This is a genomic window from Paenisporosarcina sp. FSL H8-0542 (assembly GCF_038632915.1).
Taxonomy (GTDB): Bacteria; Bacillota; Bacilli; order Bacillales_A; family Planococcaceae; genus Paenisporosarcina.
Genome location: NZ_CP152050.1, coordinates 379,842 through 391,523, shown reverse-complemented (window position 1 = coordinate 391,523; position 11,682 = coordinate 379,842). Strand labels below are relative to the sequence as shown.

15 protein-coding genes and 1 riboswitch are annotated in these 11,682 nt (G+C 39.9%); of the genes, 6 read left to right on the top strand and 9 right to left on the bottom strand.

Annotated elements, in window-relative coordinates; genetic code table 11:
- Positions 1-142 precede the first annotated feature (142 nt).
- Entirely contained in the window at positions 143-640 is a 498-nt protein-coding gene (locus MHH33_RS02060; RefSeq protein WP_016429598.1) for a GNAT family N-acetyltransferase, read from the bottom strand.
- Between the two features lie 91 nt (positions 641-731).
- On the opposite strand from MHH33_RS02060, the gene MHH33_RS02055 reads away from it, so the two are divergent.
- The 3 genes from MHH33_RS02055 (at position 732) to MHH33_RS02045 (ending at position 2,793) form a co-directional block, all read left to right on the top strand.
- Positions 732-1,178 (top strand): MarR family winged helix-turn-helix transcriptional regulator, encoded by a 447-nt coding sequence (locus MHH33_RS02055; protein WP_342542801.1) that lies wholly within the window; start codon positions 732-734, stop codon positions 1,176-1,178.
- Between the two features lie 70 nt (positions 1,179-1,248).
- Complete coding sequence (locus MHH33_RS02050) at positions 1,249-2,577, top strand: NAD(P)-binding domain-containing protein (protein ID WP_342542800.1); 1,329 nt, start codon at positions 1,249-1,251, stop codon at positions 2,575-2,577.
- Positions 2,578-2,595: 18 nt separating this feature from the next.
- Positions 2,596-2,793: a hypothetical protein gene (locus MHH33_RS02045; protein WP_342542799.1), complete on the top strand. Its 198-nt coding sequence runs from the start codon at positions 2,596-2,598 to the stop codon at positions 2,791-2,793.
- Positions 2,794-2,828: 35 nt separating this feature from the next.
- Here the strand turns inward: MHH33_RS02045 and MHH33_RS02040 are convergent, their stop codons facing one another.
- Both MHH33_RS02040 and MHH33_RS02035 read right to left on the bottom strand, forming a co-directional pair.
- On the bottom strand, positions 2,829-3,074 hold the full coding sequence (locus MHH33_RS02040) for a hypothetical protein (RefSeq protein ID WP_342542798.1): 246 nt from the start codon (positions 3,072-3,074) through the stop codon (positions 2,829-2,831).
- Positions 3,075-3,099: 25 nt separating this feature from the next.
- The gene (locus MHH33_RS02035) at positions 3,100-3,504 is read right to left on the bottom strand and encodes a GNAT family N-acetyltransferase (RefSeq protein ID WP_342542797.1); all 405 of its coding nucleotides are present in this window, start codon (positions 3,502-3,504) and stop codon (positions 3,100-3,102) included.
- An 83-nt stretch (positions 3,505-3,587) separates the two neighbouring features.
- Here MHH33_RS02035 and MHH33_RS02030 point away from each other — a divergent pair, with 83 nt between their 5' ends.
- Entirely contained in the window at positions 3,588-4,097 is a 510-nt protein-coding gene (locus tag MHH33_RS02030) for a hypothetical protein (RefSeq protein ID WP_342542796.1), read from the top strand.
- Positions 4,098-4,107: 10 nt separating this feature from the next.
- Here the strand turns inward: MHH33_RS02030 and MHH33_RS02025 are convergent, their stop codons facing one another.
- Positions 4,108-4,590, bottom strand: a complete 483-nt coding sequence (locus MHH33_RS02025) for a DinB family protein (protein ID WP_342542795.1) — start codon at positions 4,588-4,590, stop codon at positions 4,108-4,110.
- A 143-nt stretch (positions 4,591-4,733) separates the two neighbouring features.
- On the opposite strand from MHH33_RS02025, the gene asnB reads away from it, so the two are divergent.
- A complete protein-coding gene (asnB, locus tag MHH33_RS02020) occupies positions 4,734-6,581 on the top strand; it encodes an asparagine synthase (glutamine-hydrolyzing) (RefSeq protein ID WP_342542794.1) in 1,848 nt (615 codons plus the stop codon).
- 57 nt (positions 6,582-6,638) lie between these two features.
- Here the strand turns inward: asnB and MHH33_RS02015 are convergent, their stop codons facing one another.
- Positions 6,639-7,403 carry a MerR family transcriptional regulator gene (locus tag MHH33_RS02015; protein WP_342542793.1) on the bottom strand — a complete coding sequence of 255 codons (765 nt, stop codon included), beginning with the start codon at positions 7,401-7,403 and terminating at the stop codon, positions 6,639-6,641.
- Between the two features lie 181 nt (positions 7,404-7,584).
- A riboswitch (Lysine riboswitch) is annotated at positions 7,585-7,766 on the top strand.
- A gap of 105 nt (positions 7,767-7,871) precedes the next feature.
- Between MHH33_RS02015 and MHH33_RS02010 the strand changes: the two genes are divergently transcribed.
- Entirely contained in the window at positions 7,872-9,272 is a 1,401-nt protein-coding gene (locus MHH33_RS02010) for an amino acid permease (protein ID WP_342542792.1), read from the top strand.
- 21 nt (positions 9,273-9,293) lie between these two features.
- Here the strand turns inward: MHH33_RS02010 and MHH33_RS02005 are convergent, their stop codons facing one another.
- The 4 genes from MHH33_RS02005 to MHH33_RS01990 all read right to left on the bottom strand — a co-directional run bounded on the left by MHH33_RS02005 (position 9,294) and on the right by MHH33_RS01990 (position 11,640).
- On the bottom strand, positions 9,294-9,461 hold the full coding sequence (locus MHH33_RS02005) for a hypothetical protein (RefSeq protein ID WP_342543803.1): 168 nt from the start codon (positions 9,459-9,461) through the stop codon (positions 9,294-9,296).
- Between the two features lie 414 nt (positions 9,462-9,875).
- On the bottom strand, positions 9,876-10,040 hold the full coding sequence (locus MHH33_RS02000) for a YjcZ family sporulation protein (protein WP_016429586.1): 165 nt from the start codon (positions 10,038-10,040) through the stop codon (positions 9,876-9,878).
- Between the two features lie 533 nt (positions 10,041-10,573).
- Positions 10,574-11,293 carry a YebC/PmpR family DNA-binding transcriptional regulator gene (locus MHH33_RS01995; protein ID WP_016429585.1) on the bottom strand — a complete coding sequence of 240 codons (720 nt, stop codon included), beginning with the start codon at positions 11,291-11,293 and terminating at the stop codon, positions 10,574-10,576.
- Between the two features lie 182 nt (positions 11,294-11,475).
- Positions 11,476-11,640, bottom strand: coding sequence for a hypothetical protein (locus tag MHH33_RS01990; RefSeq protein WP_016429584.1), 165 nt, complete (start codon positions 11,638-11,640; stop codon positions 11,476-11,478).
- Positions 11,641-11,682 lie beyond the last annotated feature (42 nt).

The window sequence follows — 11,682 nt, the reverse complement described above, 5'->3', positions numbered from 1 at the left end:
TGCGACGAGTAACCGCAGGAGCAGGGAGGTGGCGTTCTAGCTTTCGTTCCTTTGTCCTCGCTGCGAGGTCTTGCCCGCACGTAATTCCGCCGGAGTGTCTAATCAACAGTAGTGTTTAACAAAGCCTTTAAATAAAAAGGTATTAGTCAATACCTACAAGTGTGCTGCGTCTTTCCAATACCGTATTATCACGCCAGACCCCGTCCATCTTACCCATTCGCTCATGAAATCCGACTTCCCGAAAACCGCAGGACAAATGAAGTTTGAGGCTCGCTACATTTTCAGGGAAAATGACTGCTTTTAATGTCCAAAAACCCTTTTGTTCAGATGTTTTGATTAGTTCCTGTAGTAAACGCTTGCCTACACCTCTACCTTTCGCATCTGGATGTACGTATATACTAACTTCACCCACCCCTGCATATACAGGACGTGCCGAAGTATACAGCACCTTCGCCCAAGCCAACACGTGATTATTTTCTACTGCAACCATGTGACACTCAGGATGAGAGGTTTCCATCCATTTTTCATACGTGGGTGCCTGTGTTTCAAAAGTGGCATTTTTTGATTTGATGCCCTCTTCGTAAATCTCTTTTACTTCTTGCCAGTCAGTTGCCAGCATGGGACGAATTTTTACGGACATTTTTATACCTTCTTTATCAATTTAATTTTATCTTAGTTTTTAGTTGCATTTTGCAAACAATTAACATATAACTATATTAAAGAGGTGAATCATGGAAAACAAACGTGAGTTATTTCAAGTATTGACCCGCCGCTTCGGCCTTTTGAATAAAAATTGTTGCACCATTGGTGGCATTGATATTTCAGCTGTGCATAGTCATATTCTATACGAAATTGATAAACAACATGAACCAACCATGCAACAAATTGCAGAGCTTTTGGCAATTGATGTAACGACATTCAGTAGACAGATTCAAACATTAATCAAAATGGGACTGGTCACAAAATCCCCTTCCCTTGATGATAAAAGGTATTATATTTTATCCTTAACTACTCAAGGTAAATTCATGGCTACTGCCATTGAAACTTCCATGAATAATTACTTAGATGAAATTTTTTCACATATGAATGAATTTGAACAAGAAACAGTCTTGAGATCTATTAAATTATTGAATAATGCTATGGCAAAATCAAGTGTGTGCTGTACGCCTATTATATGAGCAAGAGAAATCTTGCTTATTTATTCACTATATACTTGCATTTTGCAAATAAATGAAAGAGAGACTAACGATGAACAATGAAAAAATGAGTTTTAGCATTTTGACGAATTGCTGTAGTTCTCCTGAATCTATACTTGAGGAAACGAATTTGCCAACGGTAATCGTCGGAGCAGGGCCGGTCGGTTTGGCTGCAGCTGCGCATCTGGCAGCTAAAAACGAACAGTTTTTGATAATCGAAGCCGGATCCACGGTAGGACATAATATTTTAAAATGGGGTCACGTCCGATTATTTTCCCCTTGGCAATATAATATCGACAAAGTGGCTTTGAAGCTATTGGAAGAAAGCCACTGGAAGGCACCTGTCATGAAGAGATTACCTTTTGGTAAAGATCTTGTGGAAGACTATTTAATCCCTTTAGCCAATCTGCCTCAAATTAACCCATTCATCAAATTAAATGCAAAAGTAGTGGCAATCAGTAAACAGGGAATGGACAAAATGAAAGATGCCAAAAGAGACGGACAGTCTTTCATCCTGTATATCGAAAAAGAAGGCACAACTGAAAGAATTGAAGCAAAAGCAGTCATAGATGCCACTGGTACTTGGGCACAACCAAATCCTGTGAATGCAGATAACGTGTGGACAAAGGGGGAAGAATTGCTTTCACCTCATATCAAATACGGCATTCCAAATATAAAAGAAACAGAACGTATTAAATTTGAACAAAAACGTGTTGCGGTTGTCGGTAGTGGTCATTCTGCAATCAATACAATCTTGGAATTAGCTGAATTGGAAGGAACGGAAATCGTATGGATTCTGCGTAAGAATCGTGTCGAGGAAGTTTATGGTGGAGAATCCCGGGATGCACTTCCAGCAAGAGGTCAATTAGGTTCACGTATTCATCAACTGGTGGACAGCGGCAAAATTAGCGTTCATACCCCTTTCCTGGTAAACGAAATCTCTAAAGAGAATGGCAAGTTAACCATTCATGGCACTATGAAAAACGAGAGATACTCAATTGATAATATCGATGAAATCATTGCAAACACTGGCTCTCGACCTGATTTCAGTTTCCTGCGTGAAATTAGACTCGACATTGATTCTGCTATCGAGAGTGTATCTGCTTTGGCACCACTTATTGACCCGAATATTCACAGCTGCGGGACCGTTCGTCCTCACGGAGAAGCCGAACTTCGGCAACCAGAAAAGAACTTTTATCTTGTGGGCATGAAGAGTTACGGGCGTGCGCCGACATTTTTGATGGCCACTGGCTACGAACAAGTCCGTTCCATTGTTGCACACTTAACAGGTGATCAGGATGCAGCAAAACGTGTGGAACTGGATTTACCTGAAACGGGTGTTTGCAGTACAAATATCTTTGGGAAGAGTTCATGTTGTTAACAATATGGAGGGTTTAAATTGGTCGTAAACAATGGCGGGAATCTATCAATAGCCTATTTTATCGCTTATCTAAATTTAATTATCCAAGCGAAGCAATGCTCCGTTATCTGTGCACAACAATACATGCTCGAAAAATTCTTTAAAGGAAATCCGAACCACTTTGGTCCAGTAACCTATCAGTCATTTATTCAGGCAACTGGTGAAATTAATAAGTGATGCATCTTGGCATAGTTACCTTGAAAATTAGATAACTATGCCTTCTTTTTACTGTTTTTTTCATTACCATGTTTAAAGTTTCCTGTATTCTTCGCAAGAGCCAATTGGATTTCTTTATCTGTTTCAGCAGCTTGAATTTTTGAAATCAACCTCTCTGCTTCCTTGCCTTTTACAATTTTGATTTCTTTCCCCTTAAAGTCAATAAAGACCGAATTATTTTTACTCACTCGATAACTAAAAACCTCTTCATCCAGACGATTTCGTTTATCTATATTGCTCATCTTTTAAAACATCCTTTGTAGTTAGTTAATTCCATTCAGGTAATGTTTTACGGAATCCATAAAAAGGTCTGAAGCCATGTTGTTCATAATAAGTATGTGATGTGGAGCTTGCCAACATTTCCATTCTGGTTGTTGAGTATTGGTTATGTACAAACTTGAGCAACTGTTGCCCAACTCCCTGACCTCGTACCTGTTCACTGACGAGGATTTCACAAATATAAAGGGTGATTGCTTGATCGGTCATTCCCCTCACATAGGCAACTATTACTTCATTGATTGTTGCAACATATGCAATATTGGAATGATCCCACGCTTTTTTTGTGTCTTCTTCTTTTTCTACAAGATTATTCCATCCTTCTAGCTGGTTCAATTGCTTGATGAATGGATAGTCACTCGGTTTGTATGGGCGGATTAGTATGGAAGGTTTCATGTTATTACCTCAATTTTGTATATGTTTACTTTTTGCATTGTTGTATGATTTATCCATATACTTTAATAAGGGTGGTGCAACAGATGTTTGAGAATGAAAAGCTGACTCTCGGTGTATTTCTTCTAGCAATTTCTGAAGGAATTTATTATACATTCGAGGCAAGGGATTATGTTTATATGGAAGACTACATGATTCACATTTCACTTTTAACCATGGTCATTTTTCAAACGTTTTTTTTGCACGTTTTTCTGGTAGAGTCTACTCAACAAAAACGCAAGAATCGGGTACTTTTATTTCTATACGGGATATTGATTGGTTTACCGATTTACTACTTCATCATACATCCTCAATATTCATTTCATGATGCTCAATTGTTAATTGAACAAAAAGAAAAAGTAGAGCTTCCGAACAAAGACAATGATGAGGAATTCAATGCAGATGATTTTGGATGGAAACACACAAAAAAAGTTCCTACACACGGCAACAATGAACTTTATTTTATCGCGGCTATTAAAGATGAAAAGATCTTATACTACACTTTCAATCCAAGAACAGGTGAATATTTCCTCTTCCATGAAACTAACCCTGAGTAAAATGAGCTACTCAAGGTTTTAAAGTTGCGAGTCCTTTTCTAATCAAATTTGCAGATACCGGTTTTTTCCCTAACTCACGAGACCAAACGGATAACTGGCCTATATGGTGGATTTCGTGCGCAATGGTGTGACGCATCACTTCTCCCCATGTGAGAATTTCGATGCTTCCATCCTGTCTGGTTTCTTGTAATTCGTTCATTTCCATATGGTTATCCCATGCATGGACAAACTCTCTTACGTCTTTTTGAAAGAGTGCATCCAATTCCTTCACCCGCTCCAGACTTTGATACTCGTCAAAACTCTCCTGGAAATCAGGCTTACCTTGCAAGACACGAATCCAGCTCCACTCCACATCGATAATATGGAATAATGTGTGCAAAATCCCCCCCACTCCACCTGTCCGGCCTTTTAATAATTCCTCCTGAGGTACGTCTTCACACCATTTGTACCATTCTTCTCTTACAATCCAGTTGTACTGAAAAAATGTCTTCATCTGTATTCTCCTTTCTCTTTCACTTAAATAAGTAATTCGCCAATCAGTCGATAATTTCCTATCGTATGAGCATTAATGATTTTTTTGCATAGGCTAGAAAGATGCAAATAGAAGAGTTTTAGAGTTAGAAGGGATGAGAATCAATGTGTGGAATTACAGGATGGGTTCACTTTGAACGCGACTTGCGAACACAAGCATCTGTAGTTGAAAACATGACAAAAACATTGGCCAAACGCGGACCCGATGATGAAAATGTATGGTTAGAATCACATGCAGTATTTGGGCACCGACGATTGACAGTTGTTGATCCTATAGGTGGCAGGCAGCCAATGACGAAAGTACAGCATGATACCCGCTATACACTTTGCTATAACGGAGAATTATATAACACGGAAGATCTTCGGAAGGAATTACTGCGAAAAGGCTATACCTTCTCTGGACACTCCGATACAGAAGTACTACTGACTTCCTACATTGAATGGCAAGAAAAGTGTGTGGAATATTTCAATGGCATATTTGCCTTTGCCATTTGGGATGAAAAGGATCAAAAAGTGTTTATTGCTCGCGATCGTTTAGGCGTAAAACCGCTGTTTTATACGGAACATGGCGGGGGCTTGCTTTTCGCTTCAGAAATTAAAGCTCTTCTTGCCCATCCAGATATGAAAACGCAACTGTCTCGAGAAGGATTAGCAGAAGTTCTGGCTGTGGGGCCATCCCGAAAACCCGGTTCCGGGGTATTCCATGGAGTGAAGGAATTGCGACCTGCTCACGCATTAACCGTTTCACGCCAAGGTCTTCGAATTTGGCGCTACTGGAACGTCAAAAGTGAACATCACACAGATTCAGTGGATGAAACGGCAGAAAAAGTTCGTTTCCTCGTAACGGATGCCGTCGAACGTCAACTTGTATCAGACGTTCCACTCTGTTCCTTTTTATCAGGTGGGGTTGATTCCAGTGCCATTACGGCCATAGCAGCCAATCGTTACAAATTAGAAGCAAAAGGACCTCTTCATACTTATTCCATTGACTATGAAGACAATGCCAAGTTTTTTAAAGCGAATGAATTTCAGCCGAATGCCGACGGACCTTGGATTGATAAAGTCGTCAATACATTCGGAACCGTGCATCACTCTTCCATCATTACGCAAGATCAACTAATAGATTATCTGACTGAAGCTGTGCATGTCCGTGATTTACCTGGTATGGCGGATGTTGACTCTTCCTTGTTGTGGTTTTGCAGAGAAATAAAAGAGGATTTCACAGTTGGCTTGTCCGGGGAGTGCGCGGATGAAATTTTTGGTGGTTATCCATGGTTTCACAATGCAAATGATTTAAATGGCACTGGTTTTCCGTGGATGCGCTCCACAACCGAGCGAGTCTCCTTATTAAAAGATGATTGGCGCAAAAAACTCAAACTCGAAGATTACGCACGTCAGGCCTATGAACAGAGTGTTGCCGAAACTCCTCGTCTCGATGGCGAATCAAGTCTTGAAGCAAAACGGCGAGAAATGTTTTATCTGAACATGGTTTGGTTCATGACAACACTTCTTGATCGTAAAGACCGAATGAGTATGGGAGCTAGCTTGGAAGTGCGGGTACCATTTGCCGATCACCGGCTTGTCGAATATGCCTGGAATATTCCTTGGGAAATAAAAATGGCGGGAAATCGGGAAAAAGGTATCTTGCGAAAAGCATTAGAGGGCATGTTACCAGACGAAGTCCTTTACCGCAAAAAAAGCCCTTATCCTAAAACCCATAATCCGTATTACACCGACCGTGTCCAAGGCTGGCTGAAAGACATTCTGATTGACAAAAATTCGATTCTGCATGAACTATTTGACCGTGACCGGTTGAATGAATTGGTTGAGTCGAAAGGAACTGCATTCAAAGTTCCATGGTTTGGTCAATTGATGTCTGGGCCACAGCTTCTTGCCCATCTCGCTCAAATGCACGTTTGGTATAAAGATAACAATATTCAATTGATTGATTGATTATTTCAACGAAAGAAAGAGCAGATTGAAGTCGAATTGACTCAATCTGCTCTTTTGTTATGACTTCATACCGGTATAAATTTGAATGGCATCTCTGAAGAATGCAGCCGTTCCTGACTGTTCTTTATCATAGTAGGCAGTAAAGCGTTCATCATCCACATACATCTGCCCAAGTCCTGCATGTGCTTCCTTGCTATACTTTGGCCAATAGTACATAAGCCATTGTTTATGCAGTTCAGCGGCTTTTTGGGCTTTCTCACTTGCGGGATCTCCCGTCTTGAAAGCTTCCGCTAAAGTCATGGCAATTTCATTGGCAAGCTTTGTTACTTCATCATGTTGTGCCTGCGTCATGTTTTTTAATTTGCTATTTGATTGATTGACCGTGTCATCTCCATATTTCGCACGAATTTCTTTGCCGTATTGTTGTTCATTATCATCTACCATTTTTTGTTTGAAGCCTTCAAATTTCTCATCGTTCGTCATGGTACTTCTCCCTTCTGTTGAAGAAATCGTTTTTTCCACGTTGGCAATCAGTAGATCTAGTTGCTTTCGTTTGTCGAGGAGTTGTGAACGATGATCATTCAAGGCTTTCACACCATCAAATGAAGGATTGTTCACGATTTGTTTGATGTGTTCGAGACTCAAACCTAGTTCTCTATAAAACAAGATTTGCTGTAACTTATTGACTTCCGCTTGACCATATATCCGATATCCTGATGAATTGATTCTCGCCGGCTTGAGAAGATTCATCTCGTCATAGTATCGCAATGTGCGTGAACTGATTCCCGACATTTTCCCTAATTTTTGAACTGTGTATTCCATCTCGTCACCTCCTCTTGATTTCATCGTACACCTTGACGTTGCGTCAAGGTCAATTGGAAAATCTAAAAAACTTGCAATAAGCTGAACTTTCGTACACTACTATAGTAAATCATTTCAATTGACTAATCATTTAAACGTATCTATATTAGTACAGTGAATAAATATAGCCCTCATCAGCTTAAGATGAGGTAGAGATCGCGATAAATAATAGTTACTTGAAAGAAAGTCAGAGAACTGAACTTGCTGATTTCAAGCGAAAGGATTTTTCGCAGAAGCACTGATCGCTCTGATTACTGTTGCTGGGACTGGCACTGAATATGTGCAGAACTGTCAAAGTAATTGACCATGAAAACTATCTTTTTGTCTGATTCGGTTTTTGCACACCGTTTCTGAATGCGTTTTATGTATTTTTTTTTACAAATCATATTTTGGGGGTAGATAGAAGATGAACGAAAGGAGCATATGCTTATGAACACGAACAAAAAACTAGGTTTATGGATTTTAACTGCGTTAGTAGTTGGAAATATGGTGGGATCCGGCATTTTTATGCTCCCCCGCACATTGAGTGAAGTTGCAAGCCCTGCCGGTGTATTATCCGCTTGGTTGATTACGGGATTTGGAGTGTTGATGATTGCACTCGTGTTTGGCAATCTTGCATTGAGAAAACCAAATTTAACTGGTGGTCCACAGATTTATGCAAAGGAATTGTTTAAGCCGGGCAGTAACGCTTCCACGTTGTCAGGATTTATGTCTTCTTGGGGATATTGGATTGGTAATGTTGCTGGTAATGTTGCCATCATCACCACTTTTGCAGGTTATTTGTCCACGTTCTTCCCTATTTTAGTTAATCAGGCTGAACTGTTTACCATTGGTAACTTCACTTTAAAAATGGGGAATGCACTTACCTTTACAGTTTGTACATTATTGTTATGGGGTGTGCATTATATCATCCTAAACGGTCTAGAAAATGCCGGGAAGATAAATTTTGTTGCCACTGCCACGAAAGTAATTGGATTCATATTATTTATTGTAATTGGTCTATTTGCATTTCAAAAAGCGAACATTCTTCCTTTTGTAGCGCCGAGATATGATGAGCTTGGACAATCTATTGGTCTTTTGGGGCAAGTTAATGGTGCAGCAGTAGCAACTCTTTGGGCATTCGTTGGTGTTGAATCTGCCGTAGTATTTGCATCTCGTGCTAAAAAACCAATCGATGTTAAGCGTGCAACGACGATTGGACTACTTATTGCTCTTACCATTTATGTAGGGATCAGCACGCTAGTTTTAGGAATGTTAAGCCATGAAGCACTAATCGCTTCTGATAAACCACTTATCGATGCCATTTCAACTGTGTTGGGACCAGTCGGTGGAAAAATTCTTGCCGCCATCGGTCTGGTCAGTTTATTTGGTTCCACAATTGGTTGGGTTATGCTGAGTGCTGAAATTCCTTACCAGGCAGCTAAACAAGGTTTATTTCTCCCTTCATTCGCAAAAGTAAATAAGAATGGGATACCTGTCTTTTCTTTAGTCATCACTAATTTAGTTGCACAGGTGTTCATATTCTCCACGGTATCAAATACGATAGCAGCCGCCTTTGATTTCATCATTATCGTCGCAACGCTGTCATATTTAGTTCCTTATTTCATTTCTTCTGCTTTCCAGTTGAAGCTGGTCTTTACTGGTGAAACATATAAAAATGGAAGAGGTAGAATTACGGATGGGATTATAGGAGTTCTTGCTACCCTTTACTCCATTTGGGTTATTTATGCAGGTACAGCCGACCTCAAGACTTTTACATTTGGTGTAATCCTATTAGCCAGCGGGATTCTGTTTTACAGTCGAGTTAAAAAAGCAAACAACAACATTTAATACCCAAAACGCCCACTTCATCTATGAAATGAAGTGGGCGTTTTTATGTAAATAAGCTTCAATCATAGTCATACATCCTTCTTCCATTCCATCCTGAAGAAGTGCGTTGGCAACTTCGATAGCTTTCTTGCGGACAGACGTGTCCAGGTTTTTCAATGAATCCGGATAATCATTGTTGTTCCAAGGCATGCGAAAACCTCCTTTTTTTATGTAACTGTTCCCGTAGATCATTTAATCAAAACAACATATCCTGAAACTTTGCAAAAGGAATTTATATTTTTGTGCAACCTGGAATGCGATTCTGTCTACCTGGACACACAAACTATCTACCTGGAGGTATGCTATTTGAAAATACCCCAAACCCTTCGCCACTATGAATGGGAAATGTATTTTATACAACCTGGAATGCGACTCTGTCTACCTGGACACACAAACTGTCTACCTAGACCACATTCTGTTTCCCCAGAAGTAGCGAAGGTGGAGCAATATTCGAGTTTCATTAAAAAAGAGTGCTGTTTAGGCACTCCTTAAATCAGTCGGTATTTTTCAGGGGAAATTCGAGTGTATATAACCATCTTACTTGCGAGAGAATTTCCTATTTTACTAGCATTTTCTATGGTGGAAAGATGCACCGATGATAATTAGTAAAATGAAAAGAACTACAATTATTGCAAAAGTACTCCCGCCTCTACGAGAGCAGTGGTCGTATTGACCACCACATGGTCCATAGCCACCACATTGACCGTAACCGCCGCCGTAATAATCCATGATAAAGTCCCCCTTTCCTTCAAAGATTCTTATATGATATGAAGGGGATGATGAAGGACCTAGGGATTTAGCGGAGTAAATGAGCTTTTTTGTTTACTGAAATGATGATTCCTTTTACAATTTATAGGATATTCTTTGACAAAGACCATTGTGTGTGTAATAATAGTCAAGTTAACATGTAAGGTAACAATTAAGTTTTGAAATTCTGGCATCTACTCGATGTTTTTGATTAAACTTATTCACACTGGCGCGACTATAGGGTCGCAAGGACGTAAAAGAAGGTAGGGTTTACGTTGCTTAAGGAAGACACCCAGTGGACAAATGACCGCGGCACGGAAAGCAAGGAACACTTTCTTAGGAAATTATTCCCCGAATATTCGGGATGAAAAATTATCATTCAGACTTTATGTTATCTTATCTATATAAGGGACATGCCCAATCGGGTATGTCCCTTTTCCAATTTTAATTTGAAATCACAATAAAAGCCGCACCTACTGCCAGGTTCCCCTGGACTCGGTGCGGCTTTCTATTATTTATTCACCTAAATCCACGTTATGGTAGACTTGTTGAACGTCTTCTAGGTCTTCAATCGCATCAATCATTTTCTCGAATTGCGCTTGTGCATCTTGTTCAAGCGTGATGTCATTTTGTGCTAGCATCGTCAGTTCAGCAACTGTAAATTCAGTAATTCCTACGTTTTTGAATGCTTCTTGCACAGCATGGAACTGATCAGGCTCAGCATATACAATCACTGATTCCTCTTCTTCTAATACGTCACGTACATCAACGTCCGCTTCTACTAAAAGTTCAAATACTTCGTCTGCTGATTTGCCTTCAATACCAATGACAGCCGTTGCGTCAAACATGTAGGCAACCGATCCACTTACACCCATGTTCCCGCCATTTTTACCAAATGCCGCGCGTACATCCGAAGCTGTACGGTTTACGTTGTTCGTCAGTGTTTCAACGATAACCATCGATCCACTTGGACCAAAACCTTCATAACGAAGTTCATCGTAGTTTTCTTCCGAACCGCCTTTTGCCTTTTCAATCGCACGATCAATAATAGTTTTTGGCACACTGTACGTTTTCGCACGCTCAAGTACAACTTTAAGTGCACGGTTTGATTCTGGATCCGGCTCACCTTGTTTAGCTGCCACATAAATTTCGCGACCAAACTTTGCATAAATCCGACTTGTATTTGAATCCTTTGAAGCTTTCTTTTCTTTAATATTATTCCACTTACGTCCCATATCGTTTCACTCTCTTTCACGTATATGTATCTATATCATACTATTACTAAAATGACCGCTTATGCACTTGCTTACTGTTGCATTATACACCAAGAGACATAAAAGTTTCGAGTGAAATCTCATTCGGGTGACAACAGAAATGCCAACAAAAAAGCGAACCCCATCAGAGCCCGCCTTTTGTTTTAGAGACCTTCAGTACTGATACGTGGTTGTGTGACCACAGTCTCTGTATTTTCATTTTTTTCTTCCGATACATCATTTGAGGAAAGCTTTACATTCTTTTTCTCAGTTTCCTTATGTGTCATGATTCTTTCATCTTGTTTATCTTTGTTCTTTGGTTCAAACATAGGTACACCCCCTCAATATGTTTGTTTAGATATAGGTATACC

Excerpts from the sequence above, each read along its gene's own strand:
- MHH33_RS02060 (WP_016429598.1), bottom strand. The coding sequence starts at position 640 with ATGTCCGTAAAAATTCGTCCCATGCTGGCAACTGACTGGCAAGAAGTA.
- MHH33_RS02055 (WP_342542801.1), top strand. The coding sequence starts at position 732 with ATGGAAAACAAACGTGAGTTATTTCAAGTATTGACCCGCCGCTTCGGC.
- MHH33_RS02050 (WP_342542800.1), top strand. The coding sequence starts at position 1,249 with ATGAACAATGAAAAAATGAGTTTTAGCATTTTGACGAATTGCTGTAGT.
- MHH33_RS02040 (WP_342542798.1), bottom strand. The coding sequence starts at position 3,074 with ATGAGCAATATAGATAAACGAAATCGTCTGGATGAAGAGGTTTTTAGT.
- MHH33_RS02035 (WP_342542797.1), bottom strand. The coding sequence starts at position 3,504 with ATGAAACCTTCCATACTAATCCGCCCATACAAACCGAGTGACTATCCA.
- MHH33_RS02030 (WP_342542796.1), top strand. The coding sequence starts at position 3,588 with ATGTTTGAGAATGAAAAGCTGACTCTCGGTGTATTTCTTCTAGCAATT.
- MHH33_RS02025 (WP_342542795.1), bottom strand. The coding sequence starts at position 4,590 with ATGAAGACATTTTTTCAGTACAACTGGATTGTAAGAGAAGAATGGTAC.
- asnB (WP_342542794.1), top strand. The coding sequence starts at position 4,734 with ATGTGTGGAATTACAGGATGGGTTCACTTTGAACGCGACTTGCGAACA.
- MHH33_RS02015 (WP_342542793.1), bottom strand. The coding sequence starts at position 7,403 with ATGGAATACACAGTTCAAAAATTAGGGAAAATGTCGGGAATCAGTTCA.
- MHH33_RS02010 (WP_342542792.1), top strand. The coding sequence starts at position 7,872 with ATGAACACGAACAAAAAACTAGGTTTATGGATTTTAACTGCGTTAGTA.
- MHH33_RS02005 (WP_342543803.1), bottom strand. The coding sequence starts at position 9,461 with ATGCCTTGGAACAACAATGATTATCCGGATTCATTGAAAAACCTGGAC.
- MHH33_RS02000 (WP_016429586.1), bottom strand. The coding sequence starts at position 10,040 with ATGGATTATTACGGCGGCGGTTACGGTCAATGTGGTGGCTATGGACCA.
- MHH33_RS01995 (WP_016429585.1), bottom strand. The coding sequence starts at position 11,293 with ATGGGACGTAAGTGGAATAATATTAAAGAAAAGAAAGCTTCAAAGGAT.
- MHH33_RS01990 (WP_016429584.1), bottom strand. The coding sequence starts at position 11,640 with ATGTTTGAACCAAAGAACAAAGATAAACAAGATGAAAGAATCATGACA.